Annotated in this window: 25 protein-coding genes and 1 CRISPR repeat array; of the genes, 14 read left to right on the top strand and 11 right to left on the bottom strand. The window is 52.2% G+C overall.

Annotation, left to right across the window (positions count from 1 at the left end):
- The first annotated feature begins 3 nt into the window (after positions 1–3).
- The 3 genes from ubiD to NWAT_RS14110 all read left to right on the top strand — a co-directional run bounded on the left by ubiD (position 4) and on the right by NWAT_RS14110 (position 2,724).
- Positions 4–1,467: a 4-hydroxy-3-polyprenylbenzoate decarboxylase gene (ubiD, locus tag NWAT_RS14120; protein ID WP_013221714.1), complete on the top strand. Its 1,464-nt coding sequence runs from the start codon at positions 4–6 to the stop codon at positions 1,465–1,467.
- A gap of 163 nt (positions 1,468–1,630) precedes the next feature.
- Positions 1,631–2,224 (top strand): CDP-alcohol phosphatidyltransferase family protein, encoded by a 594-nt coding sequence (locus tag NWAT_RS14115; RefSeq protein ID WP_013221713.1) that lies wholly within the window; start codon positions 1,631–1,633, stop codon positions 2,222–2,224.
- Between the two features lie 209 nt (positions 2,225–2,433).
- Positions 2,434–2,724 (top strand): PilZ domain-containing protein, encoded by a 291-nt coding sequence (locus NWAT_RS14110; RefSeq protein ID WP_013221712.1) that lies wholly within the window; start codon positions 2,434–2,436, stop codon positions 2,722–2,724.
- A 113-nt stretch (positions 2,725–2,837) separates the two neighbouring features.
- Here NWAT_RS14110 and NWAT_RS14105 read toward each other — a convergent pair whose 3' ends face one another.
- Positions 2,838–3,086: a hypothetical protein gene (locus tag NWAT_RS14105; RefSeq protein ID WP_013221711.1), complete on the bottom strand. Its 249-nt coding sequence runs from the start codon at positions 3,084–3,086 to the stop codon at positions 2,838–2,840.
- Between the two features lie 56 nt (positions 3,087–3,142).
- Positions 3,143–3,400, bottom strand: a complete 258-nt coding sequence (locus NWAT_RS14100; protein ID WP_013221710.1) for a glutaredoxin family protein — start codon at positions 3,398–3,400, stop codon at positions 3,143–3,145.
- A gap of 92 nt (positions 3,401–3,492) precedes the next feature.
- Between NWAT_RS14100 and nfi the strand changes: the two genes are divergently transcribed.
- The 9 genes from nfi to radA all read left to right on the top strand — a co-directional run bounded on the left by nfi (position 3,493) and on the right by radA (position 12,645).
- On the top strand, positions 3,493–4,167 hold the full coding sequence (gene nfi / locus NWAT_RS14095) for a deoxyribonuclease V (protein WP_013221709.1): 675 nt from the start codon (positions 3,493–3,495) through the stop codon (positions 4,165–4,167).
- A 191-nt stretch (positions 4,168–4,358) separates the two neighbouring features.
- The gene (locus NWAT_RS14090; protein ID WP_013221708.1) at positions 4,359–6,311 is read left to right on the top strand and encodes an alpha-amylase family glycosyl hydrolase; all 1,953 of its coding nucleotides are present in this window, start codon (positions 4,359–4,361) and stop codon (positions 6,309–6,311) included.
- Between the two features lie 25 nt (positions 6,312–6,336).
- Complete coding sequence (rlmB, locus tag NWAT_RS14085) at positions 6,337–7,191, top strand: 23S rRNA (guanosine(2251)-2'-O)-methyltransferase RlmB (RefSeq protein WP_013221707.1); 855 nt, start codon at positions 6,337–6,339, stop codon at positions 7,189–7,191.
- A 112-nt stretch (positions 7,192–7,303) separates the two neighbouring features.
- Positions 7,304–7,774, top strand: a complete 471-nt coding sequence (gene rpsF, locus NWAT_RS14080; protein ID WP_013221706.1) for a 30S ribosomal protein S6 — start codon at positions 7,304–7,306, stop codon at positions 7,772–7,774.
- A gap of 132 nt (positions 7,775–7,906) precedes the next feature.
- Positions 7,907–8,131 (top strand): 30S ribosomal protein S18, encoded by a 225-nt coding sequence (gene rpsR, locus NWAT_RS14075; protein WP_002813110.1) that lies wholly within the window; start codon positions 7,907–7,909, stop codon positions 8,129–8,131.
- An 80-nt stretch (positions 8,132–8,211) separates the two neighbouring features.
- Positions 8,212–8,667 (top strand): 50S ribosomal protein L9, encoded by a 456-nt coding sequence (rplI, locus tag NWAT_RS14070; protein ID WP_013221705.1) that lies wholly within the window; start codon positions 8,212–8,214, stop codon positions 8,665–8,667.
- An 80-nt stretch (positions 8,668–8,747) separates the two neighbouring features.
- Positions 8,748–10,169: a replicative DNA helicase gene (gene dnaB, locus NWAT_RS14065; RefSeq protein ID WP_013221704.1), complete on the top strand. Its 1,422-nt coding sequence runs from the start codon at positions 8,748–8,750 to the stop codon at positions 10,167–10,169.
- Between the two features lie 29 nt (positions 10,170–10,198).
- A complete protein-coding gene (alr, locus tag NWAT_RS14060; RefSeq protein WP_013221703.1) occupies positions 10,199–11,269 on the top strand; it encodes an alanine racemase in 1,071 nt (356 codons plus the stop codon).
- A gap of 5 nt (positions 11,270–11,274) precedes the next feature.
- A complete protein-coding gene (gene radA, locus NWAT_RS14055; RefSeq protein WP_013221702.1) occupies positions 11,275–12,645 on the top strand; it encodes a DNA repair protein RadA in 1,371 nt (456 codons plus the stop codon).
- A gap of 53 nt (positions 12,646–12,698) precedes the next feature.
- On the opposite strand, the gene NWAT_RS16400 is transcribed toward radA, so the two are convergent.
- Genes NWAT_RS16400 through NWAT_RS14040 form a run of 3 tightly spaced genes read right to left on the bottom strand, consistent with a single transcriptional unit; the run spans position 12,699 to position 16,493 of the window.
- A complete protein-coding gene (locus NWAT_RS16400) occupies positions 12,699–15,692 on the bottom strand; it encodes an EAL domain-containing protein (RefSeq protein WP_013221701.1) in 2,994 nt (997 codons plus the stop codon).
- The gene (locus NWAT_RS17840; protein WP_013221700.1) at positions 15,682–15,816 is read right to left on the bottom strand and encodes a hypothetical protein; all 135 of its coding nucleotides are present in this window, start codon (positions 15,814–15,816) and stop codon (positions 15,682–15,684) included. The genes NWAT_RS16400 and NWAT_RS17840 overlap by 11 nt, the downstream gene beginning before the upstream one ends.
- Positions 15,813–16,493: an RNA-guided endonuclease TnpB family protein gene (locus NWAT_RS14040; protein WP_041350793.1), complete on the bottom strand. Its 681-nt coding sequence runs from the start codon at positions 16,491–16,493 to the stop codon at positions 15,813–15,815. The genes NWAT_RS17840 and NWAT_RS14040 overlap by 4 nt, the downstream gene beginning before the upstream one ends.
- Before the next feature lie 347 nt (positions 16,494–16,840).
- Between NWAT_RS14040 and hemJ the strand changes: the two genes are divergently transcribed.
- Positions 16,841–17,260, top strand: coding sequence for a protoporphyrinogen oxidase HemJ (gene hemJ, locus NWAT_RS14035; RefSeq protein WP_013221699.1), 420 nt, complete (start codon positions 16,841–16,843; stop codon positions 17,258–17,260).
- A gap of 102 nt (positions 17,261–17,362) precedes the next feature.
- Here the strand turns inward: hemJ and NWAT_RS14030 are convergent, their stop codons facing one another.
- Positions 17,363–18,484 carry an RNA-guided endonuclease InsQ/TnpB family protein gene (locus NWAT_RS14030; protein ID WP_013221698.1) on the bottom strand — a complete coding sequence of 374 codons (1,122 nt, stop codon included), beginning with the start codon at positions 18,482–18,484 and terminating at the stop codon, positions 17,363–17,365.
- Positions 18,485–18,880, bottom strand: a complete 396-nt coding sequence (tnpA, locus tag NWAT_RS16395) for an IS200/IS605 family transposase (RefSeq protein ID WP_013221697.1) — start codon at positions 18,878–18,880, stop codon at positions 18,485–18,487.
- Between the two features lie 105 nt (positions 18,881–18,985).
- Between tnpA and lpxD the strand changes: the two genes are divergently transcribed.
- Positions 18,986–20,029 carry a UDP-3-O-(3-hydroxymyristoyl)glucosamine N-acyltransferase gene (lpxD, locus tag NWAT_RS14020; protein ID WP_013221696.1) on the top strand — a complete coding sequence of 348 codons (1,044 nt, stop codon included), beginning with the start codon at positions 18,986–18,988 and terminating at the stop codon, positions 20,027–20,029.
- 57 nt (positions 20,030–20,086) lie between these two features.
- A CRISPR array of direct repeats spans positions 20,087–20,535; the repeat unit is 29 nt; unit sequence TTTCTAAACCGCCTGTGCGGCGGTGAACC.
- A 130-nt stretch (positions 20,536–20,665) separates the two neighbouring features.
- Here lpxD and cas6f read toward each other — a convergent pair.
- From cas6f to NWAT_RS14000, 4 genes are read right to left on the bottom strand one after another with little or no spacing between them, the layout of a single operon-like run.
- Complete coding sequence (gene cas6f, locus NWAT_RS14015) at positions 20,666–21,271, bottom strand: type I-F CRISPR-associated endoribonuclease Cas6/Csy4 (protein ID WP_013221695.1); 606 nt, start codon at positions 21,269–21,271, stop codon at positions 20,666–20,668.
- 14 nt (positions 21,272–21,285) lie between these two features.
- Positions 21,286–22,350: a type I-F CRISPR-associated protein Csy3 gene (csy3, locus tag NWAT_RS14010; protein ID WP_013221694.1), complete on the bottom strand. Its 1,065-nt coding sequence runs from the start codon at positions 22,348–22,350 to the stop codon at positions 21,286–21,288.
- A 22-nt stretch (positions 22,351–22,372) separates the two neighbouring features.
- Positions 22,373–23,302 (bottom strand): type I-F CRISPR-associated protein Csy2, encoded by a 930-nt coding sequence (locus tag NWAT_RS14005; RefSeq protein ID WP_013221693.1) that lies wholly within the window; start codon positions 23,300–23,302, stop codon positions 22,373–22,375.
- Positions 23,299–24,648, bottom strand: coding sequence for a type I-F CRISPR-associated protein Csy1 (locus NWAT_RS14000; RefSeq protein WP_013221692.1), 1,350 nt, complete (start codon positions 24,646–24,648; stop codon positions 23,299–23,301). The genes NWAT_RS14005 and NWAT_RS14000 overlap by 4 nt, the downstream gene beginning before the upstream one ends.
- Positions 24,649–24,700 lie beyond the last annotated feature (52 nt).

The raw sequence follows: 24,700 nt of genomic DNA, 5'->3' as shown, positions 1-24,700 counted from the left end.
TCAATGAAATATAAAGATCTGCGTGATTTTATTGCCAAGCTGGAAGCAGAAGGGGAGCTGAGGCGGATTACGGTGGAGGTAGACCCTTATTTGGAGATGACCGAGATTTGTGATCGGGTGCTCCAGGCGGGAGGTCCAGCTTTGTTATTTGAGCGCCCCAAGGGGGCGTCGATGCCTGTGCTAGGCAACTTGTTTGGCACTCCCCGGCGGGTAGCCCAAGGCATGGGGGAGGAATCGGTAGCCGCACTGCGGGAAATAGGTAAGCTCCTTGCCTTTCTTAAGGAGCCCGATCCGCCCCGGGGTATGAAAGAAGCCTGGCGGGCTTTACCCATTTTTAAAAAGGTGCTGGATATGGCGCCAAAAATAGTGCGCTCTGCCCCCTGCCAGGAGATCATTCTTGAAGGCTCCCAGGTAGATCTAAGCCAGATTCCTATCCAGACTTGCTGGCCCGGGGATGTGGCCCCTTTGATTACCTGGGGTTTAGTCGTAACTAAAGGGCCTTATAAAGAGCGGCAGAATATGGGTATCTATCGCCAGCAAGTTTTAGGACCTAACCGGGTCATTATGCGCTGGCTCGCTCACCGGGGTGGGGCGCTAGATTTTCAAGCCTGGCAGCAAGCTTATCCTGGCGAGCCTTTTCCCATAGCGGTTGCTCTAGGTGCTGATCCGGCGACTATTCTTGGCGCCGTGACTCCGGTACCTGATACCTTATCGGAATATGCCTTTGCTGGATTGTTACGAGGGTCAAAAACCGAATTGACCCGCTGCCTTGGTAGCGAATTGCAGGTTCCCGCTAGCGCCGAAATCGTGCTGGAAGGCTGCTTGAAGCCTGGTGATGAAGCCGAGGAGGGTCCCTTTGGCGACCACACCGGGTATTATAATGAAGTAGAGCGGTTTCCCGTCTTTACTATTGAGCGTCTTACCCATCGGCGGCACCCTATCTACCATAGTACCTATACGGGACGTCCTCCGGATGAGCCCGCGATCCTGGGGGTAGCTCTCAATGAAGTCTTTATCCCTATTTTGCAGAAGCAATTCCCGGAGATTGCCGATTTTTATTTGCCTCCCGAAGGTTGTTCCTACCGGCTGGCCGTGGTAACCATGAAGAAACAATATCCTGGACATGCGAAACGGGTGATGTTCGGTGTTTGGTCTTTCTTGCGCCAGTTTATGTACACTAAGTTTGTGATTGTCACGGATGAGGATATCAACGCCAGGGAGTGGAAGGATATCATTTGGGCTATGACAACTCGCATGGATCCAGCGCGGGATTGCGTCATCATTGAAAACACGCCCATTGATTATCTAGACTTCGCCTCGCCGGTTTCGGGCCTTGGCTCCAAGATCGGTTTTGACGCTACCCATAAATGGAAAGGTGAAACCCAGCGTGAGTGGGGTCAGCCCATTACCATGGATAATGCAGTTAAAAAACGGGTTGATGAGATGTGGGATCGGTTAGGTTTATGAATTAATAAGGTTTTAAAAAAAACCTGAAAAATATAGCAACTACATATAGCAGCCTTGATTCTATCGTATTACCCTTGGTTTGTTAGTTATTTTTCCTCTTTAAAAAACACTCTATAGCTATCATTTTTTTACAAAGCGATCTTAAAATCCGGTTAATCTCTTAATGATCAATACTCCGTGGGATGCGCGCCTTGCGGCCTTACTTGTCCGGCCTCTTTGTAACACTTGGGTTACACCTAATTATCTGACAACCTTACGGCTGGTGACAGGACTTGGCGCGGCGCTGTGTTTTGGGAGTGGGGAGTGGCTCAATTTGGCCGCTTGGTTGTGGGTTATATCGACTTTTCTCGATCATACCGATGGTGAACTAGCCCGAATGAGCGGCAAGCAGTCCCGTGCTGGCCATTTTTATGATCTTATAACGGATGCGGTTGCAACTATTGGTCTCTTTATAGGGATTGGCTGGGGTCTCAGCAGTTCCCTGTTGGGAGGATGGGCATTGTTTATGGGAGCGATCGCAGGAATTGCCATCGCTATTATTTTTCATTTTCGTAACGAAATTGAACAACGTTCCGGGAAAGCAGCGACAAAGCAGCCTGGTTTTGCGGGTTTTGAACCTGAAGATACTTTATATTTGTTACCGTTGATAACCTGGCTGGATGGTTTAGCTCTATTATTGTTGGTGGCAGCCCTGATTACGCCCATCATTGCTATTGTGGTTGGTTGGCAATATTTTACCCAGCCCGATAAGGTGTAATTTAGGAAGGATAGGGTATAAAATACATTCTATGGAGGCACCTTCTCAAGGTGAGGTAAATAAAATCGGAATGGCATGAATCGTGCTCAAATTTTGTTATAAAGAGCAAGCAGGCTGAAAAACTGAAGGCGTCCGCTGTAGCCTTGGAATTTTCTTTCGGTGGGTTTATCTTGCTCTCAAACTATTATTATTCTGGGAGTAAATGAGCAATGTCACGCTTTCCTAGCAAAAAAATGGAACGCCGCCAAAATTCAAGAAGACAGAGCGCGGTTAAAGTTTATTTATCCTGGTTAGGACAGGAACCCCAATGCTGCCGCGTGAAAAATCTTAGCGCAACCGGCGCATTTATCGAAGTTGGAGCGCTACGAATTCCTGAGGATAGGATCATTAAGCTGGTTTTCGTGCTCCCGATTGACTCTTTGATTAAAATACACCGTCTATCCGCTATCGTGGTGCACCGTTCTCAGCAGGGGCTCGGACTTATGTTTCAGCAGGTTTAGCGCTTGCAGCTCTTTTAGCAGGGCTGGTATATCTCATTTTTGATTGCCGTGACCTTCGGCCATTGATCCGTTGTGCAACGGGACAAAAGTAGCTGGCATTTAATTTAATGCTCTCAAGAAGCATCCATCTCTAGATAAGATTGTCCATCGGCTTCGAGCAGTCTGTCCAGGCGGATAATTTCGCCTGAGCCTAGCACTGTAAATTCCTCCTTATTTTTTGTATAAATATCGGCGATGGTATCTAGCGTTTCAATCACTTTGCCGTCAGCAGTTTGGTAAACGATTTGGCACTGCTTGCGGAGGGTAGCAAGTGCTTCAAGGCGGTCATGAAAGTTACAATTTATGGGGATGTAGTCAGGCATCTTCCTAAAATCCTCCTAAGTACAGAAAAGTATATTCTTCATGCAGGGCGGGGTTATCACTGTCCAGCGGGAGTCCACTGGCGAATAGTTTCAAGCGTGAAAGGCCACTTCAAAGTGAGTCCCGAAGCGGGTTGCAGGAGTACGGGAATTTCGGTTCCATAGCGCTCGGCTAGCAAAGGATCATCCCCGATATCTACTTCCTCGGCGGTAATTTCAGGAAGTTGCGCCAGCAGTCGGCGCGCCTCTTCGCACAGATGGCAGCCTGCGGTATGGTAGAGAATAAGTCGTTTCGTCGAATGAGTAGTCATAGTCATTGGATAAGCAACTGAGTCAGGGTTGGTGGCCAAAAGTAATGGTTGGTTTCTTAGGGATTTCGCTCTTAAATCATGGGTAGTATAGCATCGGCGTGTTAGTGAGAACCCATTCCTGGAATTTATCGCCTAAGGAGGCCGTAGCGTTGCAGCGACGGCTTGCTGGTCAAGTGATTACTGAAGATCGCTTGGGCCGAGTTCGTTTTGTTGCCGGGGTCGATGTGGGATTTGAAGAGCAGGGCAAGATCACCCGGGCTGCGGTGGTGGTTCTCCAGCTTGCTGATTTGAGCTTGGTTGAGCAGGTCGTTGCCCGGCGGCCCACCCACTTTCCTTATATTCCCGGACTATTATCATTCCGGGAGTGTCCCACGGTATTGGCGGCGCTGGAGAAATTAACCGTGACGCCAAATCTGCTGCTTTGCGATGGTCAGGGAATCGCTCATCCGCGCCGTTTTGGGATCGCTTGCCATCTCGGGGTGCTTACCGGCTTGCCGAGCATTGGCGTGGCTAAAACCCGTTTGACCGGCCAACATGGGCCGGCACCGGATGAGCGCGGCGGCTGGACACCCTTAGCCGATAAGGGTGAGACGATAGGCGCTGTATTACGCACGCGCCTCAAAGTCCGCCCTGTTTTTATCTCGATAGGCCACCGGATTAGCCTACTTACCGCCATCCAGTATGTAATGGCGTGTACTACGCGTTATCGGCTTCCAGAGACGACGCGTCTTGCCGATAAGCTTGCTAGCGGTTCCAAAAAAAAACGAGCCTAGGGGAGATTTGTATTGTTCCGTTCTAAAGATCCTGTTTTTGTAAAATTTTTATTTTTAATAGCTTAAGATCAAATTTAAAGTGGCTATGTATACAACTACGTTCCATGCTAGGGAAAGCCAAACTCTATTCCGGTTTATGCTTTGTTTCCTTGATTTCTGCGGGCAGCCCTTAAAAAGAGGGTGGGCGTATTATGAATGATGCCCGCTGGATAGAGCGGCACAGTACTGCTTCACTCAGGCGCCTGATGCCTCGTCTGGAGGCGCGTTTCAAGGCCCAGGTCGATCCTGACGAGTGGCAGGGTTACGTGCAGCGCTTGGAGACCCATTTTCCAAGACTGTTTGGTTGCCTATACCGCCTCTATGGTCGGCAATATGACTTTTTCTTCCACCTAGAAAGCATTCTGGCGTCGGCCACGGAAATGTGGTGGGTGCGCCCCGCCGAACTCAAGGCGTTGGATGCGCTACGGACTGCCGACCCCTATTGGTACCAATCCCACCGTTTGGTGGGCGCTATGTGCTATGCGGATCTGTTTGCTGGCGATTTGGTGGGTCTGCGCGAGCGTATTCCCTATTTAACTGAGCTGGGGATTAATTATTTACATCTCATGCCAGTATTTAAGGTGCCCGAAGGAGATAGTGATGGGGGTTATGCCGTAAGTAGCTATCGTGAGGTCAACCCTAATCTGGGAACGATGGAAGATCTGGCCCGGCTGGCCGATGAGCTGCGCTATCGAGGTATTTCTCTCTGCCTGGACTTTGTATTTAATCATACCGCCGATGAGCATGACTGGGCCCGCCGGGCCCAGGCTGGTGATCCAGAGTATCAGGAGTATTATCGCATGTTCCCTGATCGGGAATTGCCAGATGCTTATGAGCGTAGCCTCAATCCTATTTTTCCCGATGAACATCCAGGATCGTTTACTTACCGTAATCGCATCCGCAAGTGGATCTGGACCAGTTTCCACAATTACCAATGGGACTTAAATTATGAAAATCCGGTAGTTTTCAACCGGATGCTGGAAGAAATGCTTTTTCTTGCCAATCAGGGTGTGGAGATTCTGCGTCTCGATGCAGTGGCTTTTGTCTGGAAGGAGCTAGGTACCAGTTGTCAAAATTTGCCTGAAGCGCACATCATTATCCAGGCTTTCAATGCCTTGGTGCGTATCGCTGCGCCGGCTATGGTATTTAAGTCCGAGGCCATTGTGCATCCAGACGATGTGAGAAAGTACATTAGCGAGGAGGAATGCCAGCTTTCCTATAATCCCCAGCTCATGGCCTTATTATGGGACGCCTTGGCAAGCCGGGACATCCGTCTTCTGCGTTATGGGTTGCAGCGGCGTTTTGCCCTCCCGTCCGGTTGCGCCTGGGTGAATTATGTTCGTTGCCACGACGATATTGGGTGGACCTTTTCTGATGATGATGCACGTGTTCTGGATCTCGATCCCCAGGCTCATCGCCAGTTTCTTAGCCAGTTTTATACCGCACGGTTTGAAGGCAGTTTCGCCCGGGGAATGCCTTTCCAGGAAAATTTGGCTACTGGGGATGCCCGGGTGTCAGGCACTTGCGCTTCTTTGGCAGGCTTGGAAAAGGGCCTTTATCATAACGATGAAACAGAGATCGAGTATGCGATCCGCAAAATCTTGTTGCTCCATGGTGTGATTTTGACTATTGGTGGCATACCTCTCATTTATCTGGGTGATGAAATTGGCGTTTTAAATAATTATGACTACGAAAAAGATTTGGCTAAAATTGGCGATACCCGCTGGTTGCACCGATTGCCCTTTGATGAGGCGCGGGCTGAACAGCGTTGGGATTTTACAACTGTTCCTGGCCGAATCTACCAAGGTTTGTTACGGCTGATTCAAATCCGCCAGCAAAATATGGCCTTTACCCGGGCTGAAACGGAAATTGTCGATACGGGTAATGATCATGTGTTTGGCTATTTCCGCAACCACGATGAATACACGGTACTGATACTGGCTAATTTCAGCGACTCCACCCAGCATCTGGAAGCTCGGCGGCTACGGATGTTGGGGTTGCGCAAAACCGAGGTGGACCTTTTTGCAGGCAAAACCGTTACTGCCACCCGTGAATTGAGCCTGGAGCCCTACGCTTTTATGGTGCTGGCCCGGCCTGGCAGATAAACAAATAGTTTTAGGATAAACGGTTGTGAGCAGGAAACGCAGATTTGAGCGCCTTCATCCTTCCCCGGGTTTGGAGAAGTCCAGGGATGATAGCCGTTCGAGTAGTGGATTGCGGTATGGGTTACATGCCGTCCGTGCGGCGCTGGAACAGCCTGCCCTTCAAGTCATGGCCCTATGGCTGGATCAAACCCGGATGGATCAATCCCTTCAAAAGTTGGCAAAGCTTGCTTTTGATCGGGGTCTAAAGGCCCAACCGGTGAAGCGGGAGGAGCTTGATGAGTTAGTTCCTGGAGCGCGTCACCAAGGAGTCGTAGCCCGTTGCTCCGTGCAGTCGGCGCTGACGGAGGAAGGCTTATTAGCTTTTTTGGATCAACTAGGGACGCCACCTTTATTGTTGCTCCTGGACGGCGTTCAAGATCCCCATAATCTTGGGGCCTGTTTGCGTACCGCGGAGGCTGCTGGGGTCCATGGGGTCGTGGTGCCTAAGGATCGTGCGGCAGGTTTAACGGCTGTGGCGCGTAAAGTGGCAAGCGGCGCGGCAGAACGGGTTCCCTTAGTGCGTGTGACTAACCTGGCCCGGGTAATGCGCGCGCTGCGTGAGCGCGGACTCTGGCTAGTGGGTGCCGTAGTCGGTGGAACTCATGCTACTCTTTATGAGACCGATCTTCAGGGTCCCCTTGGGTTAGTGCTTGGCGCTGAAGACCGTGGCCTGCGGCGTCTAACTCAAGAGCATTGTGACTGCCTGGTGCAAATTCCCATGCAAGGAGCGGTAGGTAGCCTCAATGTTTCGGTTGCAGCGGGAGTGTGCCTTTTTGAGGCGCAACGCCAGCGTGGGTTGGCGCCTAGTTTGAAGAGCAAAACGCCTCTTGAGGGGGGTTAGATCCCGATTTTTGTGATCTGCAAGTAGCTGGCGTATAATTCTCCACCCTTTTACTAACCTCCTTGCCATTCTTTAAATAGGATGGCTGTCTAGACCGTAAGGAGTCAAATCGATGCGGCATTATGAAGTTGTATTTTTAGTTCACCCAGACCAGAGTGAGCAGCTCTCTGCTATGATGGATCGCTACCGCCAGATGATTGAGGTTGACGGAGGACGGATTCATCGTTTGGAAGATTGGGGTCGGCGCCAGCTCGCCTATCCCATCCAAAAGCTTTACAAGGCCCACTATGTATTGATGAATATTGAGTGTACCCCTCGGGCGATTGAAGAACTCACTAGCGCTTTTCGGTTCAATGACGCAGTGTTACGGGATATGGTCATTCAGCGAGAGGAAGCTATCACCGAGACTTCGCCCTTGGCGAAAGGAGAGGAGTCCAGTGGCCGCAGTTATGACGGCACGCGTCCTGGCAGGGATCGGGGTGAATCCAGTGGCCGTGGTTATGGCGATGCACACTCTGACAGGGATCAGGATGAAGCTACAGAGAACACGGATGAGGATGAGCAGAGCGAGGACTCAGAATAAACCAGATGTTTTCTAGCCAATGCTAAGATTGGAATGATTTTGCGGTCGCTTCTGACAGTACATTTTTATAAATGAGGATAGCCCGGTCGTGTTGGCCGGGTTGAAAGAAATCAATTCATTGAAGGTGGAATCATGGCACGTTTTTTTCGACGCAGAAAGTTTTGCCGCTTTACAGCCGAGGGAGTGAAAGAGATTGATTACAAAGATCTAGCTACCCTTAAAGACTATATTACGGAAACCGGTAAAATCGTACCGAGCCGGATTACTGGTACTAAGGCTAAATATCAGCGGCAATTATCCCGGGCGGTCAAGCGGGCCCGTTACCTAGCATTACTTCCTTATTGCGATCGCCACTAATCCAATTTTGGAATAGTTAATGATGGAATACGGGAAAATAGGGCTAGTTTGGCGCGGTGGAAAAGAGTGAAGGATAGAAAATGGAAGTGATATTGCTGGAACAGGTGGTGAATTTAGGCAAACTTGGGGATAAGGTAACGGTAAAATCCGGTTACGCCCGCAATTACTTGATACCCCAAGGAAGGGCGGTGAGCGCGACGAAGGAGAATGAGGCTTATTTTGAATCCCGGAAGGCCGAGTTGGAAAAAGCTGCTGGTGATAAGGTTGCGGTAGCAGAGCGGCGTAAGCAAGCATTAGCGGATCTTGGCAGCGTTACCATTGCAGCCAAGGTCGGTACCGAAGGCAAGTTATTTGGATCGGTGGGGGTTGCCGATATTGCCGAGGCTTTAACCAACGCCGGGGTAGAGGTAAATAAAAAGGAAGTGCGGCTGCCTGAAGGCGCGCTACGCCAGGTAGGCGAATATGAGCTAGCGATTCATTTACATCCTACGGTAGAGGCTCCTATCAAGGTAGTGGTGACGGGAGAGGAGGGGTAGCTTTTTTCTCCATGTGCTCATCTGAAACGGGTCTGTTTGCCGGGTATGAGGCTTGGCGGTAACTCATCAGGAGGGGAAGGATGCCGGAACTCGCCTACCAGGAAAAGAAAGATCAATTCGTCGAAGGGCTAAAAATTCCTCCCCATTCGATGGAGGCCGAGCAATCGGTATTAGGAGGGTTATTACTCGATAATCAAGCGTGGGAGCAGATCGCCGACATTCTGGATTCGAAGGATTTCTACCGCCAGGACCACCGTCTCTTATTTCTTTCTATCGGTGAGATGCTTGAACAATCCCGGCCTTGCGATGTGGTGACCCTCTCCGAGTGGCTTAAAAATAAACGGTTACTGGAAGAAACAGGCGGTTTAGCCTATCTCACGAATCTGGCCCGCAATACCCCTACTGCCGCTAATATCAAGGCCTATGCCGAGGTCGTCCGGGAGCGTTCGGTGTTGCGCCAGCTTATCCGGGTGGGCACTGATATTGCTGGCAGTGCCTATCAGCCGGAAGGGCGAGAGAGCGGGGAATTGTTAGATGAAGCCGAGAAGCGGGTCTTTGAAATTGCCGAGCAAGGCGCCCGCGGCCAGCGGAGTTTTGTCAACATAAAAAATCTGCTTGGTAAGGTGGTGGATCGGATTGATCACCTGTTCGAGCAGGATAGTCCCATTACGGGACTATCCTCTGGCTTTGCGGATTTCGACCTGCTGACTTCTGGTCTTCAGCCATCGGATTTGATTATTGCCGCGGGTAGGCCCTCCATGGGAAAAACCACCTTTGCCATGAATATTGCTGAGCATGTGGCGATTAAGCGCCGGGTTCCCGTGGCGGTATTTAGCATGGAAATGCCAGGAGAGCAGCTAGCCATGCGCATGATGTCTTCTCTGGGACATATTGATCAACATCGCGTCCGGACAGGCCGCCTGGAGGATGACGATTGGCCGCGCCTCACCTCGGCGATCAGCCTATTGACCGAGGCGCCGCTTTTTATTGACGATACGCCAGCTCTTTCCCCGACCGAACTGCGGGCGCGGGCTCGGCGGCTGATGCGGGAGCAAGATGGCCTGGGTTTGATCCTCATTGATTATTTGCAGCTAATGCAGGTGCCGGGACATCGGGAAAACCGGGCGACTGAAATCTCTGAAATTTCACGTAATCTCAAGGCGGTAGCCAAGGAGCTCAAAGTTCCCGTGCTGGCCCTCTCCCAGCTTAACCGGAGCCTGGAACAACGGCCTAATAAGCGGCCGGTAATGTCGGATTTACGTGAATCCGGTGCTATTGAGCAGGATGCGGACGTGATAGTATTTATCTATCGCGATGAAGTTTATAATGAAGAAAGTCCTGATCGGGGAACGGCGGAAATCATTGTTGGCAAGCAGCGTAATGGTCCCATTGGAACCGTGCGCCTCACTTTCCGTGGCCAATATACCCGTTTTGAAAATTATGTGCAGGATGCCTATGGAGCAGGTTCTGGGTTCCCGGCCGCGGGTAATAAGATGAATTAACAAGCAGTATCCATGGGCTTGCGGTTTCCTTGAATTTTCCTCAAGCTATTATTGATGCCAGCGCATTACGTCATAATCTGCAACGAGTCCGCGAACTGGCACCCCGCAGCCGAATCATGGCGGTCGTTAAGGCCGATGGTTATGGCCATGGATTAACAAGCGTAGCTGGCGCGTTGGTCGCAGCCGATGCTTTTGCCGTGGCACGGTTAGAGGAGGCTATGGCGTTGCGCCAAGCCGGTCATCGTTGCCCCGTCGTTTTGCTGGGTGGTATTGCTGATAAGGAACAGTTGCAACTTGCCGCCGCCCATCGCCTGACCCTGGTGGTCCATGAATTTGCCCAATTAGAGTTGCTAGAACGGGTTCCGATAATCTCCCCCCTACCGGTTTGGCTCAAGGCGGATACCGGGATGCACCGCCTCGGTTTTTCCCCCGAGGTAGCGGCCGAGGCAGTTGCCCGCCTGCGTGGTTGTCCGGCGGTGGCCTCTGTGGTTGGAGTGATGACTCATCTTGCCAGCGCGGATGAAAGTGAGGACTCCCTGACGCCTATTCAGTTGCAAGTTTTCGAAGAAATAGCAGCGCCGGGATTGTTGCGCAGCATGGCTAATTCCGCGGCTGTGATAATTTACCCTCACGTCCATTTTGATTGGGTACGTCCGGGCCTGATGCTTTATGGCGCGTCCCCTTTTGCCCATGGTACCGGCGCTGCCGTGGGGCTTAAATCCGTTATGACCCTGAAAACCCGCCTTATCGCCACCCATCACCTGCGCCCTGGCGATAGTATTGGTTATGGGGCGACTTGGGTATGCCCCGAGGCGATGATGGTTGGGGTGGCGGCCCTTGGCTACGGTGATGGTTATCCCCGTCATGCTAGGTCAGGGACGCCAGTGTTAGTGAACGGCCGGCCGGTTTCCCTGGTGGGGCGGGTTTCCATGGATATGATTACCCTTGATCTGCGTACTCAGCCAGAAGCGAAGGTAGGCGATCCAGTGATTGCCTGGGGGCCCGATTTGCCGGTAGAGGAGGTAGCCCGCCATGCCACGACCATCCCCTATGAATTGCTATGCCAGGTCACCGCCCGGGTGCCACGAACTATGGAGTAAGCGGGGTGGGAAAACCTAAGACTGTTTACCAATGCACTCAGTGCGGCGCTGAATCAGTTCGTTGGGCCGGCCAATGTGCTGGCTGCGGCGCCTGGAATAGCCTGGAGGAGCAGCTAAGCGTCGAGCTGCCGAAACGGACTGGACGTTATGCCCACTACGCCGGTGCATTGAGCACGGTGCAGCCCTTGGCGGAGGTGCAGGTAACCGGTGAGGTGCGCTTGTCAACGGGTCTATCCGAATTGGATCGGGTCTTAGGCGGAGGGTTAGTAACAGGTTCGGTGGTGCTGATTGGCGGTGCGCCGGGGATTGGTAAATCCACTCTATTATTGCAGGCCCTGGCTAACATGGGGGCGCTCCAGGAAGGTAAAGTGTTGTATTTAACCGGAGAGGAATCCCTGGCGCAAATCAGTCTCAGGGCCCAGCGTCTGGGTTTGGGAACAGCGCCGGTGCGGCTATTAGCGGACACCTTGGTGGAACGGGCCTTAGCTGTTGCCCGGCAAGAACGGCCCCAGGTGATGGTGGTGGACTCTATCCAGACTTTATATACGGAACAGCTGCAATCAGCGCCAGGCACGGTGACTCAAGTGCGGGAAAGCGCCGGGCAATTGCTGCGTTTTGCCAAGCAAAGCGGGACCGGGGTCATTCTTGTGGGCCACGTGACTAAGGAGGGCGCCTTGGCTGGCCCCCGAGTCCTGGAACATATGGTGGATACGGTGCTTTACTTCGAGGGCGATGGGGGCGAGCGGCTACGGGTGTTGCGGGCAGCTAAGAATCGCTTTGGCGCGGTGAATGAGCTGGGGGTTTTTGCCATGACCGAGCAAGGACTACGGGGTGTCACCAATCCTTCTGCTATCTTTTTGTCTCGAGGGAAAGAAGCGGTTCCCGGGAGCGCCGTCACCGTAATCCGGGAAGGGAGCCGTCCTTTGCTGGTAGAAGTTCAGGCCCTGGTGGATGACAGCCATCTTGCCAATCCCCGGCGGGTTACGGTGGGCCTGGAGCCCAACCGGTTAGCCATGTTGCTCGCCATTCTTCACCGCCATGGCGCAGTCATGCCAGGGGCCCAGGATGTTTTTATAAATGTAGTAGGGGGAGTGCGGGTAAACGAAACGGGCGCTGATCTGGCGGTTCTCGCTGCCATTGTTTCCAGCTTGCGGGATCGCCCGTTAGATCAGGAATTAGTGCTGTTTGGAGAAGTAGGGTTGACAGGAGAAATCCGTCCAGTGCCGGGGGGGGAAGAACGCCTGGCTGCTGCCGCTAAACATGGTTTTAAAAAGGCGATTCTGCCTCGAGGAAATACTCCGAGACGGCCAATCGAGCATATTGCTATTGTTCCGGTGACCCGTCTCGCTGAAGTGCTGGAGGCCCTTAAGGAATAAACTTCTTGTTTTGAACGGGTAAATGGCAGGCTCGTGGATGAGTCGGTTCGGCATTATATGAAATGGGCATCCGCTCCCGTTTTTATGGAATTAGCCGACCTAGGGTTTATTTTAAGCAGTGCGGACAAGGGCTGTGGACGACCAAGACCATAGCCTTGTCCATAATCTATACCGAGGTTGCGTAGTTTATCCAAGATAGCGTTGTTTTCGACGTATTCAGCAACGGTTTTTTTCCCTAACAGGTGGCCGATTTCATTGATTGAACGAACCATAGCCAGATCAATGGGATCATGGACAATGTCTTTAACAAACAGGCCATCAATTTTGAGAAAATCAACGGGTAGGGCCTTAAGGTAGGCAAATGAAGACAGACCACTGCCAAAATCATCGAGAGAGAAACGACAGCCGCGTTTTTTCAGCGCCTGCATGAATCGGGTGGCGTCAGCAAGATTAGCCACGGCGGCTGTTTCCGTAATCTCGAAGCAGATTTTTTTAGCCGACAGGCCGGTATCGTCAAATTGCCGCAGCACGTAAGCGTGGAAAAAGCGATCACCGATAGAGCGTCCCGACAGATTTATAGTGCATAACATGATCCGGTCAAGCAGCGCCGGATGGGTGGCCAGCCAGCGTAATGCCTGGCTGACGACCCAGCGGTCAATCGCAACGGCCAGGTTATAGCGTTCGGCGGCAGGCATAAATGCGCCTGGCGGCGATATTTTACCGTCGTTTTCTACTAGCCGTAGCAACAATTCGCAGTGTATGCCACCGGATGGCAGCTTCTTAAACGGCACTATCGGTTGCGCATACAACTGAAAACGATCCTCTTCCAAGGCCTGCTGAATACGCGCCACCCATTGCATTTCACCGTGGCGGCGGGCTAGATCTACATCGTGCTCGCGGTAAATGTGAATTCGATTACGGCCGCTGTCCTTAGCAACGTAACAGGCGCTGTCAGCCGCTCGTAAGACACTGGCGACGCTTGAATTAGCACTGTTGATGGGCACCAGGCCAATACTGACGCCGATCCGAAAATATTGCCCATTCCAGCAAAAACGGAAATCCTCAACCGTTTGTCGTAAGGTATTGACTATTCGTAGCGCGCTGTCCAACGGACAGTGTTCTAATAGCAGCCCAAATTCATCCCCTCCCAGCCGCGCCAGCGTATCGTGTCGGCGGATATTTTTCTCGAACAGCGTCGCTAGTTGTTGTAGCAGGGAATCACCCGCGGTATGCCCGCAGGTGTCATTGACGACTTTAAACTGGTCGAGGTCAAGATAGCATAGGGCGTGCTCGCTGTTTTGCGTCTGAGCGGCCTCGATCACTCTTTGCAAACGCTGCTCAAACTCGCGGCGATTCACTAACCCCGTGAGGGCATCATGTTGCGCCTGATGGGCAATCTCCCGCTGCAACCGGCGCTGCTCGCTAACATCGTGAAATACCAGCACCGCGCCCAACACCTGGCGGTTGCTGTCGCGAATAGGGGCAGCGGAGATTTCAATTGAATATTCAGTGCCGTGGCGATTGATAAGTACGGTAGAGTGGGTCGATCTCACGATGGGGTTTCCGGTCAAGCAAGGGGCGAGAGGATCAGCTGCTGGCTCGCAGGTGGACTCGTTGATAATCTGAAATACCTCCTGTAATGCTTTGTCCTGGGCAGCCGCCAGCAACCAGCCGGTCATCGCCTCGGCAATTGGATTAAGGTAGTTGATACGACCATTAGCATCAGTGGTAATCACCCCGTCACCGATGGATTCCAGGGTCACCTGAGCCCGCTCTTTCTCGGCAACCAGCGCGGTCTCGGCTCGTTTACGGGCAGTGACATCGTGCATGACTGTGAGCGAGTGAGCCACGCTGCCGTCAGGGTTGTGCTCGGCTGTGGCCGATAGCAGGACATCAAACACTTCGCCATTTTTCTTTACCATTTGGTAAGGAATGTCGCGGCAAACGCCGCTACGCATAAATGCCGGTAGTACAACCTCGATCGCATAGCGGCGCGAGGCATCGGTCATAAAATCCGTGGAGCGCCGCCCAATAACCTCATCGCGTTCATAGCCCATGATGGTGAGCCAGTAAGCGCTGACACTGAGTAGCCGTCCTTGACGATCAATTGAGTGCAGCATGGCTGGGGTATCATGGTAAAGAGAGCGATAGCGCGCCTGACTTTGTATTATCTCTGCCTCCGCACGGAGCCGGTTTTCACGCTCGATGCTGATCATCAGCGCTGGCAGGATGACTAGACTTAGATAAATTTGCAGGGTTTGAATGGTGGTTAGGGAAATGCCGCCGACTTGACTGGCGATGGGACCCACGCCTTGCAGCGTGAGCGCAACCACAATGATAGTGATAACGAGTCCCAGCACCCCACACGCAAATAGCCCGAGACGGAAGCTGAACCAGAGCATCACGGGGGCCGTTAAGTACACGAGGGCGTAAGATGAACTGTGGAACACGCCGACTGTAACCGCCGCAGCGATCAGCAAGGCCGCTGCCGTTTCAGCAGTGCGCTTCGTCAGTAGCGTTTTCGCCACCGGCCAGGAGGCGCTTAGCAGGACCGGTGTGATGAGAGCGATACTGACCACATCGGCAAGCCACCAAGTCGGCCACGCGGCCCAGTAAAATGTACCATAGGTCACGCCAATGAAAGCTGCGCCCACAGCAGTGCCAAGCAGGCCCGCACCTACCAACGCCAGTAATTGCCAGGGTTCGTGGAGTGTAACCGGCAGGGGTATTAGCCGCTGCATAAAAGCGACTGTCACGGCAACCGCTAAACCATTGGCCAGCATAAACCCTAGTGCGATGCTGGTCGCCTCGCCCATCACTTTGCTTGCCACTAGATCAGCTAGCAGGCAGATTCCGAAGTAAACTGGCCGATAGCAGGACTTAGCCCGCAATAATACGCCGATGAGGATGGCGTTTGGTGGCCAAAGCACAGCGATATTATCGCCTTGGCTGGTCAGCGTAATTTCGAGCAAGGCAGTCAGAAAATAAGCTAGGCCGACTGCCAGAAAACGGATTCCCTGTGCTCTTGTTAAGGGTTTACCCCCCATTTCTCTGTAATTGGAGTTGGCGGCTAACGTTCGCGACCGGGGCTAATCGCCCCATGAGCGCATCCCTGCGCTCTCGCTCACTGCGCTTTTCCTGCTTCGATCCGGCCCTTGGGTAGTTCGTCATGGAGTGACAGCCTCCTCCGGTTTGTGTGCCAGTCCACAGGCATCTATTCCCACGCTCCTCGCGGTATTGCCCATTAAATCAATCACCCGGGCGGCGGCAATATCCCGGTCATGCGCGCTTCCACAATGCCCGCATGTCCAGGACCGCACCCTCAGCGGCAGCTTTTCCCCTACCGTCCCGCAATCGGGACAAACGCCCGTGGTACGCTGAAACCTCGGGACGACATTCAACTGCCGTCCGTACCACTTCGCTTTGTAGGTGAGCTGCCGTCGTAGCTCGTACCAACCGCAGTCCCCAACTGATCGAGCTAGCTTTCCGTTGGCCATCATGCCACGCACGTTCAGGTCCTCAATCGCTATGGCTTGGTTTTCGCGTACGATCGAAGTACTCAGCCCGTGCAGAAAGTTCGCCCTCTTGCTGGCTATTCTTTGGTGGAGTCGAGCTACGCGGCTCCTTTGCTTACGACGGTTGTGGCCACCTCTGGCCGCTTTGGCTAATTTGAGCGCCGTCAGTTCCCGAGAAAGCGCAATGGCGTTCAGGGACTCTCCTTTTTCCTTGTAGGCCCTGGTGCGTCTATCTAACGCCCAATTCCACACATACCGGCAGGCGCTAAATTCTTTCTCTAGCTGCCGCCGCTGTTTGAGTGTGGGGTAGAGTCTTAATTGATAGGCTTTCATCTTCGGAAAATCGCCGCCGCCAAAATTTTAATGCTGCCCCCTGCCTGCTGCAGGCAGGTCGCGCTCGATGCGCCACTTCGTTTCGCACGCTCGCTAGGGGGTCGTCATACATCCCTGTATTCCTTCTATGCCAGCAAGACGCTCGGTCAATCGGTTAGCTTTGTTTCCCTTATCTTAGCCGTTTTTGGCGCCCAGTAGTTACAAATAGCAGATAAAAAACAATCTTGGCTGCAGCTTTTAGCGGATTCTGAGAGTTGATGACAGTAGGAGCTGTGCTAAAGATTTGCTAATCTAGCAGGCGCTAGGGCTCATAAATAATACTTTTAGCTTGGAGTAATCAAAATAGCATGCTTTGGATCAAAGCCTTCCATATTATCTTTGTGGTGACCTGGTTCGCTGGCCTGTTTTATTTGCCACGGCTATTCGTCTATCACGCCCAGTGCCAGGATAAGCCAGGGCGGGAGCGTTTCAAAGTCATGGAACGCAAGCTTTATCGCGGTATTATGCACCCTAGTGCTATTTTGGCGGTGGGATTAGGTGTGTGGCTGATTTATTTAACGCCGGCTTGGATGGAGGCGGGGTGGCTCCATGTCAAACTTTCCTTGGTTCTGCTTTTGATTGCCTATCATCTTTATTGCGGCTGGCTGTTGATCGCCTTTCGCGAGGAACGTAACCGCCACAGTCATGTGTATTATCGCTGGTTTAATGAGTTTCCGGTGTTAATCCTGATTGGTGCGGTGATTCTAGTGGTAGTAAAGCCTTTTTAAAGATAGCGCGTGCTTATAAAACAAAAAAATAAGACAATCGAGCGGGAAGAAGGTGTGATGCACCGTCAGCTAAAGCAGACGGCTTCTTGCGGCACGCACGCGCTATTGCGCCACGTTAAGCCGCACAGACTCCAACCGGGCCTGGCCACGGGCCAAGATATTTCTGGCCGCGTTGACATCTCTTTGCAGGCGCAAGCTGCATGCCGGGCATTTATGCGTACGCACGGACAGCGCTTTACGTACCACCGCGCCGCAGCCGGAGCACGCTTGCGAGATGCCCTGCGGAGGAACTTCAACCAACACCGACCCGGCGCTTTCAGCCTTGGCGCGGAGTATGTTCAGAAACTGGCGCCAGCCAGCATCCGAAATCGACCGGCTCAACCGACGGTTCCTGACCCTATTGCGCACAGTCAGGCTCTCCGCCGCGATGAAGGCGTATCGACTCACCAAATCGCGGGCTACTTTGTGGTGGTGGTCCCGTCTTTTGTTGGCTACGCGCGCCTGTATCGCGCGCAATCTAGCAACCGCTTTAGCTCGGTTCCGGCCACCCTTTCTCTTACGCGAAACCGCGCGTCCAGCAATCCTCAATCGGCGCAATGCTTCTTTTTGGTAGCGCGGATTATTGACGCGCTCGCCTTGATCGGTGGACAGAAAATATTCCAACCCAACATCCAGGCCGACCGAGGTATCCTCGGCGCGGGGGGCTGGCCCATCGCCGATATCGCAACTGGCGATGACAAACCACCTCCCGGCTTCGTTTTTAACCTGCACGATTTTGACCGCGCCTTCCACAGGACGATGCTGGCGTACTTTGACCAGGCCCACATGCTGAAAGCGCAATTGGTCATGGAGCAGCCGGGCGCCGTCACCGTGCGCCGGATAGGTCCAGCTATCGAATCGGCCACGGGCCTTGAAGCGTGGATAACCGGGCTTTTCACCTGCCTTAATGCGCCGGAAGAACGCTTGGAAGGCTTTATCCAGGCGGCGCATGGTGGCCTGAGCGGAGGAGAAGTTAAGACGCGCAAAGTAGGGATTCGTAGATCGCTCGTGCTTGAACCACGAAGATTGCTCGGCGTATTTGACCGACTTTTTCTCCAACTCGTAAGCCGCCTTTCGCTGTTCAAGGCGGGCGTTGTAAAGCCGCCTGTGCGTTTCAAGCGCAATCTCCAGTTCGCGCGCCTGATGGGCATTCGGATAAAGACGGTATTTGAATGCCTTGATCATCTATTTGCCTTTCTGGTTTTCGATGTAAGCGCGAACAGTGCTTTCGGATACGTGGCCGACCGTGACGGCGTAGTAGCTTCGGCTCCAAAGCGTGGGGAGCCTGGATCGGAGGATAGGGAATTCTTTTCGCAATTCCTTACTCGTGAAGCCCTTGAACCTGTTAACGATTTCGGCCACGCCCCAACGAGGATCAAACTCAACGAACAGGTGGACATGATCCGGCATAACTTCCAAAGCATGAAGCGTCATTTCCAGCTCATCTGCCTTCTTGTGGAGCAAGGCACAAAGGCGTTCGGCAATCTCACCCACAAGAACCCCGCGGCGATATTTGGGGCACCACACAAGATGCAATTTAAGACTAAAAACCGCCCCGGCATTTTTGGCATATCTACTCATCTGGCTATTATGGATTCGCTAGAAACTTACTTTAATAACTTAACTAGAGGAGGTGAGCGCTTCCGCTGCCAGCTAAAGCAGGCACTCCCCGCGCTCAATTAATTTATGGAAATTCGTCTTTCGGAGATTGCCCAGTTTTTGGGTTGTGCTATTGAGGGCGATGAAGACACCCTCATCCAGGGGATTGCGCCCCTCGATCAGGCCCAGGCGAGTGACTTAAGCTTTTATACTAATCGTAAGTATGCGGCCCAGGCTCGGTTATCAAAGGCGGGAGCTTTCATAGTAGGGGCCGATCATCGGGAACAATTCCCGGACCGTTGCCTGCTTATTTCAGACAACCCTTACCGTGATTTTGCGCGGGTGGTAACTCGATGGTTCAATCGCTCTTACCGCCCGGCGCCAGGCGTACATCCCACGGCTATTGTGGGGGAAGGCGTACAAATTGCGGAAAACTGTAGTATTGGCGCCTATTGCGTGATTGAAGACGGAGTAATTATCAAAGCTCATACTGTCTTGTTTCCCTTTTGTTATGTGGGCGCTAAGACGATTCTCGGTGAGCATTGCTTGCTCCATCCGCGCGTTACCCTGCTGGAGCGGGTGAGGATTGGGCACCGGGTTATTCTTCACTCTGGCGTGATTATTGGCGGCGATGGTTTTGGCTTTGCGCCGGACCCTCCTCACGGCTATTTTAAGGTGCCTCAAGTGGGATGGGTGGAGATTGCCGATGATGTAGAGGTACAGTGCAATACCGCCATTGACCGGGGGGCGTTGGGACCGACCCGAATCGGTCGGGGCACCAAAATCGATAACCTGGTTCAAGTTGGCCATAATGTAGAGATCGGCGAGCACAGCATTATTGTTAGCCAGGTGGGTATTTCCGGGAGTAGCAAAATTGGTAATTGGGTGACCCTGGCGGGCCAGGTAGGGTTAGTGGGTCATATTCGGATTGGTGATGGGGCTGTGATAACTGCTCAATCCGGGGTGGCTAAAGATGTGCCACCCAAGGCCATTATGACTGGTAGCCCCGTCCAGCCTATGATGGAAAACCGCAGGGCGCTGGCGGAGCTAAACCGGCTTTCGGATTTGCGCAAAAAGGTCCGTGAGTTGGAGCAGCGACTCACGACGCTGGAGCAAGCCGAAAGCTGTTAACTTTACTGCCTGTGCGGCAGTGAACTCCGTAAAATGGCTGCAACGGAAAGAAATCTATTTCTAAACCGCCTGTGCGGCGGTGAACAGAAATACATGAAATAACTCCGGCAACTGATGTTTCTAAGCTGCCTGTGCGGCAGTGAACTCTGTTTTGCGTCCATTCGCTGCTGTCCTAAGTTTCTAAGCTGCCTGTGCGGCAGTGAACATCTAATGTAAAAGCAGTTAATTAAACATACTTTTCTAAGCTGCCTGTGCGGCGGTGAACTTTAACCGCATTGCTTGTAACCTGCCCATCGTTTTCTAAACCGCCTGTGCGGCGGTGAACCGTCCAGACATACTCTCTAACGTCAAGATAGGTTTCTAAACCGCCTGTGCGGCGGTGAACCAGTGCAATGACCCGTTCGACTTCTGCTTACTTTTCTAAACCGCCTGTGCGGCGGTGAACCTTGGCAACCGGCCCACAACATCTCGCCCAAATTTCTAAACCGCCTGTGCGGCGGTGAACAGTAAATTAAAGCTAAAAACTGTAGCAATGATAAAGTCTTGTGTCGAATATTAGCCTACAACCTTCCTTTTTTAAAATTCATTTAATTATTTGTTATTATTGGATTTTTTGTTCCATAAAATAAAGTAAGGTCAGAACATGGGTACGGCCGAATATTTATCTTCAACCTTCCTGGCTAATCCATAGCTACTGAACTGACAAATATTCGTATTAATCTGAAGGCTTGCCGTATTAATATGAATAGGCAGCCGTCGGCCCTCCCGTTCTAATAGTAAATAAGGTGGCCGTTCCGCCTTCTCGTTATCTTGCAGCCTGCTCTTTGCCTCTATTCTCAAGCTCGTTTCCGGCTGGTTTTGGGCATGTTCGGCGCGCCGGACTCGGCGGCGCATCTGCCGCTGCCTAAACCCTGCTAAATCTTTCTCTGCGCTACGATCGCGTCGATAAGCAATTGCAATCGCATCGGGAGGCACGGTTGCTATTGGTTTGATTGCAATCATTCCGCGCCCTTCAAGATGAGTGATACCGTTATTGCGCTGCAACTGTTCCAATTCCCGAGATACCCCAAAACACCGCACAATGCTTCCAGGGGAATGTCGGCTAAGCTCAGGAAATCCAAGGCCAATATTTAACGACTCGGATTTCAGCACGCCATGTATCCGGGTAAAAAGCTTGCTTAGAATAAAATGCGTGTCTTCAGGCAGTCCTATTGATTGGATTTCAAAATAATCTGAAAACATGGGTAATATTTCCTCTACTTAGCTTTTTTCTCTCCGCTAAACACTCCCCCGCGTATCAACACGGCCATAAAATAATGAGCATGTCCCGGTATGGCTTTGGCATCTGGAGCACACTCGATGTCATCCTTTAAAGCAGGTAAATTTTTTAAAAAACTATAGAAGTCCGATTTTTCATGATCTGGCAACCGCACGGTACGGGCCCGGCGCTTATCGACGGTAAAGGGGTCAACCGCGAGCGGGCGATCAGCACTGGCGTTTGGGTACCAATTATCAATGGTGCGGATAGCGTTACCGATTTTTTGACTGTGCATGGCGGCGACCTGTTGATCGGCGACTTGCACAGAAAAGAGAGTTTTGGACTTTTTCCCCTGCCCTCGCGAATCCTTATCAACAAACTCCTGGCTGGGATATACTTCTTGCCCGAGGCCAATGGTTACCCTGGCGCTGATTTCCATAAGGAAATACGGAATTTTGCCGCTGAGCGCCTGGGTAATATGCTCGATCCAGGGTTTAAGCTTATCCATCCGCCCTTGCGGCAGTGTGGGTTCCGAACGGTCAATAATCTCAAAAGTTGTTTCTTTGATCTCCTCGTTATAAGGCGCGCGCAGGGTGATTTGACGCTGGGCGCCATAACGATTACGCCATAAAAACCGTCCGTTTAGAAGGTTAGCCAAATAACGCTCGGCCAATACGGTAAAACCCCCTTTGTCAGCGTATGCTTGTGCTATGCTTTCTAGGTCTTCTCGAAATTCAGCACCTTCGCAGGCTTCAGGGCCGTTGGCATTCGCCAGAAATTTAAGCGTAAAACGAAGTTCAAAAGTATCCACATCAGCGGGCAGATGACAGCTATCCACCCGCTGAATGTTGTTGTCTCCGGCCATCATTTCCTTATTGATTGCATCTTCATCACGCTGTTTATCTTTTTTATAGACTGAACTGTAGTTGGCGATGGTGCCTAGCACCGTTTTATCCTGGATAAGCAATGGCCGGTTATCGGCATTGGCCACCCAGAAGGTGCCTTCGCTGGGAACAATGCTGCGGGTATAATTGAGTAATGAGGGAAGCTGAACAGTCGCCATAATGGAAACTCCTTAATAGTGTTTAAAGCGCTTGCGTTGAAAGATAAACCGTGCGGCTAGGAGCATCGCTCTCCCAGCGCCACAGTAGATTGTTTTCCGTTAGCCAGTCATCGGCTGTGGAATCATCCTGGGGCCGTAACAAATTTCGCGCCCAGACCAGCTCAGCCAGGCTGTGTACAGGTTCGGCGTAGGCATGATTCGTAGCAGAATCGGCATCTGAAGAAGCATGGCTGCGGTTACGGCGCGGTTGGGGTGATTCCAGGAGTTGGTAGCCGACGCAGGTGGCATAGAGCCAATGGCCAGGATACGGGCGTTGCCTGGATGGGGAAGGATGAGCGGAGGTAGTTTGGGGTTCTTTATCTTTCACCGGAAACCAAGCCACGGCATTGAGCAGGGCGGCAAAGGGATCAGGAGCATTGCTGATGAGCTCAGCACCATTACCAATAAACCAACCAGGCGGCAGCCGCCGTATTTCCTGCGCTAGTTTGGATCTTTCGATGTAAACTTTTGGCTGACCTATTCCAATAATATCCCCCCCTGCTAAACGGCAAGTCTGTAAAAATGCTGTTGCGCGGTTTTTCAGCCACTCATTCAAGGCGGATTTATCTTCCAGCTCCAAAGCCACCACCAAACTAAGGGACACGGAACCCTTGACTTCCGGAGTGAGAGGCGGGTTCAGCAAATCATCCCGGGCTTGACTGAGCCCATTACCCTTGCACAAGGCAAGGGGGTTTTTGCTCAAGCCTTCATAGATTTGTCCGCCATGGAGACAGATTGCGAACCCTTCCAAGTTGGCGCCAGCCTCCGCCGCGTTATCGGCAAGCTCAAAAGACATCAAATAATCGACAAAACCCGCCATGGCGGTTAAGGGCAATGAACGGGTGAGGTGGCTGCTTTCCCAGTTGCAGCCAGTCACATTTAAAGTGGGTAAGAGAAGATGATAAGAACTCATGCTACTGCCTCCCCCACTGAATGGCGGGTAGCCAACAGGCTTTCCAAGGCGTCCCTAATCAGCTTATTGATTTCATCGCCCGGTGAATTCAAATGAAAAATAAGCGCATCATAGGCCGCTTCTTGCCGTGCTTCGTAAACGCTGTGCCCTGTTTCCGGGTTTTTACTGATCCCCGCCAAGGTTAAAATCCAGTTAGGCACATTCCCTGTTTCAAATTTTTGGCGCTCGTTATTAGCATCCAGGGCGTCGGAGGATAGCCAGGCAAAGAGTTGGTCCTGTTCCTCAAGTTCCGGCGATAGCCATTCATCGATCCGCTGTTCAAGGCGCTGGAGATGGTCTTGCCGATTGCCATAGCGCTGAGTCCACTCCAGCGCCAGCCACTGTTGAAAGCGCCGCGCCTCTTTTTTCGGTAGGGGCTGGAACAACCGTCCCTGTTGCAAATGCCAAAGCCGCCGCTGCCGCTGGGTGAGATCAAGCCGGGGTATGGTCATGGTTAATTGCCGCAGATTACCGCCTAGTTCGTTCATCAGGCTGCCGGCATTTTGCGGCTTAGCGCCACCAACACCTATCCGGTGAAAATTTAGGTTAGCGTCTTGTTCCCGCAATTTGCTCCGATGCTGCTCAAACGCGCCGATGACTGCCGTGGCGGCAAGGGGTGTGATGACGATAAAATCGTTATTCTGGCCTGGATCAGGAATAAAAACTTGTTTTAATTGCCGATCCAAGGGTGCAAGATTGGTGGTCTCTAAATGCGCCTTCGCCGCTTCCTGGAAGGCTTGCCACTGACTTTCCTGAATGCCCAAAGTCAGCACCGTTTCGCCCAGACGCTCATCCTGGCTAGCGGCGCGCTCAATCACGCTGAATACTCCGGCCGAGTCTTCATAGGTGAACGCCAACCATTGATAATGGGCGGTATTGGCGCCATTACCGGAGCCGGAGAATTGGCGCGTTCTGAGGTTAGCCGAGGTTACCAAGCCTGCCGGCGGCGGTGTTAAGGAACGAGCCACAATGGGTCCGGAACTGACCTTATCATTACGAGACTTGGGATGGTGGGTGCCCATATGGGAAGCCAAGGCGGCCCAAATAAATGTGCCCGCAATAGTTTTATCGATTACCTTGGCGGTCAGCGCGGCTTTGGCGCTTTCCCCGCTTAGCAACTGCTCAGAGGAAGTAGGGCTGCCGTAAGCGAAATTAATCGCGGCAATAAGCAGAGGAGAAACGTCCTCATCCGCAACCTTGACAGGCGCCCGGCAATGGCCTAAAAATTGGGATTTTATCTGTTTCAACTGCTCGGCGGATGAGCCTTCACTGGCGCTAAGCGCTTGGGTTAAATTATCTATCAACACGGTTTATAACTCCGTTGCCTTAAATACAGAGAGCAATATAGACTTACCTGTT

The organism is Nitrosococcus watsonii C-113, from assembly GCF_000143085.1.
Taxonomy (GTDB): Bacteria; Pseudomonadota; Gammaproteobacteria; order Nitrosococcales; family Nitrosococcaceae; genus Nitrosococcus; species Nitrosococcus watsonii.
The sequence above is the reverse complement of the archived record's forward strand: the minus strand, read 5'-3'. Positions and strand labels throughout refer to the sequence as shown.

What these genes read in the sequence shown, in the direction of transcription:
- hemJ (WP_013221699.1), top strand. Translation starts at nt 16,841, where the DNA reads ATGCTTTGGATCAAAGCCTTCCATATTATCTTTGTGGTGACCTGGTTC.
- rpsR (WP_002813110.1), top strand. Translation starts at nt 7,907, where the DNA reads ATGGCACGTTTTTTTCGACGCAGAAAGTTTTGCCGCTTTACAGCCGAG.
- NWAT_RS14110 (WP_013221712.1), top strand. Translation starts at nt 2,434, where the DNA reads ATGTCACGCTTTCCTAGCAAAAAAATGGAACGCCGCCAAAATTCAAGA.
- dnaB (WP_013221704.1), top strand. Translation starts at nt 8,748, where the DNA reads ATGCCGGAACTCGCCTACCAGGAAAAGAAAGATCAATTCGTCGAAGGG.
- NWAT_RS14115 (WP_013221713.1), top strand. Translation starts at nt 1,631, where the DNA reads ATGATCAATACTCCGTGGGATGCGCGCCTTGCGGCCTTACTTGTCCGG.
- NWAT_RS17840 (WP_013221700.1), bottom strand. Translation starts at nt 15,816, where the DNA reads ATGACGAACTACCCAAGGGCCGGATCGAAGCAGGAAAAGCGCAGTGAG.
- cas6f (WP_013221695.1), bottom strand. Translation starts at nt 21,271, where the DNA reads ATGTTTTCAGATTATTTTGAAATCCAATCAATAGGACTGCCTGAAGAC.
- NWAT_RS14030 (WP_013221698.1), bottom strand. Translation starts at nt 18,484, where the DNA reads ATGATCAAGGCATTCAAATACCGTCTTTATCCGAATGCCCATCAGGCG.
- tnpA (WP_013221697.1), bottom strand. Translation starts at nt 18,880, where the DNA reads ATGAGTAGATATGCCAAAAATGCCGGGGCGGTTTTTAGTCTTAAATTG.
- NWAT_RS14040 (WP_041350793.1), bottom strand. Translation starts at nt 16,493, where the DNA reads ATGAAAGCCTATCAATTAAGACTCTACCCCACACTCAAACAGCGGCGG.
- ubiD (WP_013221714.1), top strand. Translation starts at nt 4, where the DNA reads ATGAAATATAAAGATCTGCGTGATTTTATTGCCAAGCTGGAAGCAGAA.
- NWAT_RS16400 (WP_013221701.1), bottom strand. Translation starts at nt 15,692, where the DNA reads ATGGGGGGTAAACCCTTAACAAGAGCACAGGGAATCCGTTTTCTGGCA.
- NWAT_RS14005 (WP_013221693.1), bottom strand. Translation starts at nt 23,302, where the DNA reads ATGAGTTCTTATCATCTTCTCTTACCCACTTTAAATGTGACTGGCTGC.
- NWAT_RS14100 (WP_013221710.1), bottom strand. Translation starts at nt 3,400, where the DNA reads ATGACTATGACTACTCATTCGACGAAACGACTTATTCTCTACCATACC.
- rplI (WP_013221705.1), top strand. Translation starts at nt 8,212, where the DNA reads ATGGAAGTGATATTGCTGGAACAGGTGGTGAATTTAGGCAAACTTGGG.
- lpxD (WP_013221696.1), top strand. Translation starts at nt 18,986, where the DNA reads ATGGAAATTCGTCTTTCGGAGATTGCCCAGTTTTTGGGTTGTGCTATT.
- rpsF (WP_013221706.1), top strand. Translation starts at nt 7,304, where the DNA reads ATGCGGCATTATGAAGTTGTATTTTTAGTTCACCCAGACCAGAGTGAG.
- NWAT_RS14105 (WP_013221711.1), bottom strand. Translation starts at nt 3,086, where the DNA reads ATGCCTGACTACATCCCCATAAATTGTAACTTTCATGACCGCCTTGAA.
- NWAT_RS14090 (WP_013221708.1), top strand. Translation starts at nt 4,359, where the DNA reads ATGAATGATGCCCGCTGGATAGAGCGGCACAGTACTGCTTCACTCAGG.
- csy3 (WP_013221694.1), bottom strand. Translation starts at nt 22,350, where the DNA reads ATGGCGACTGTTCAGCTTCCCTCATTACTCAATTATACCCGCAGCATT.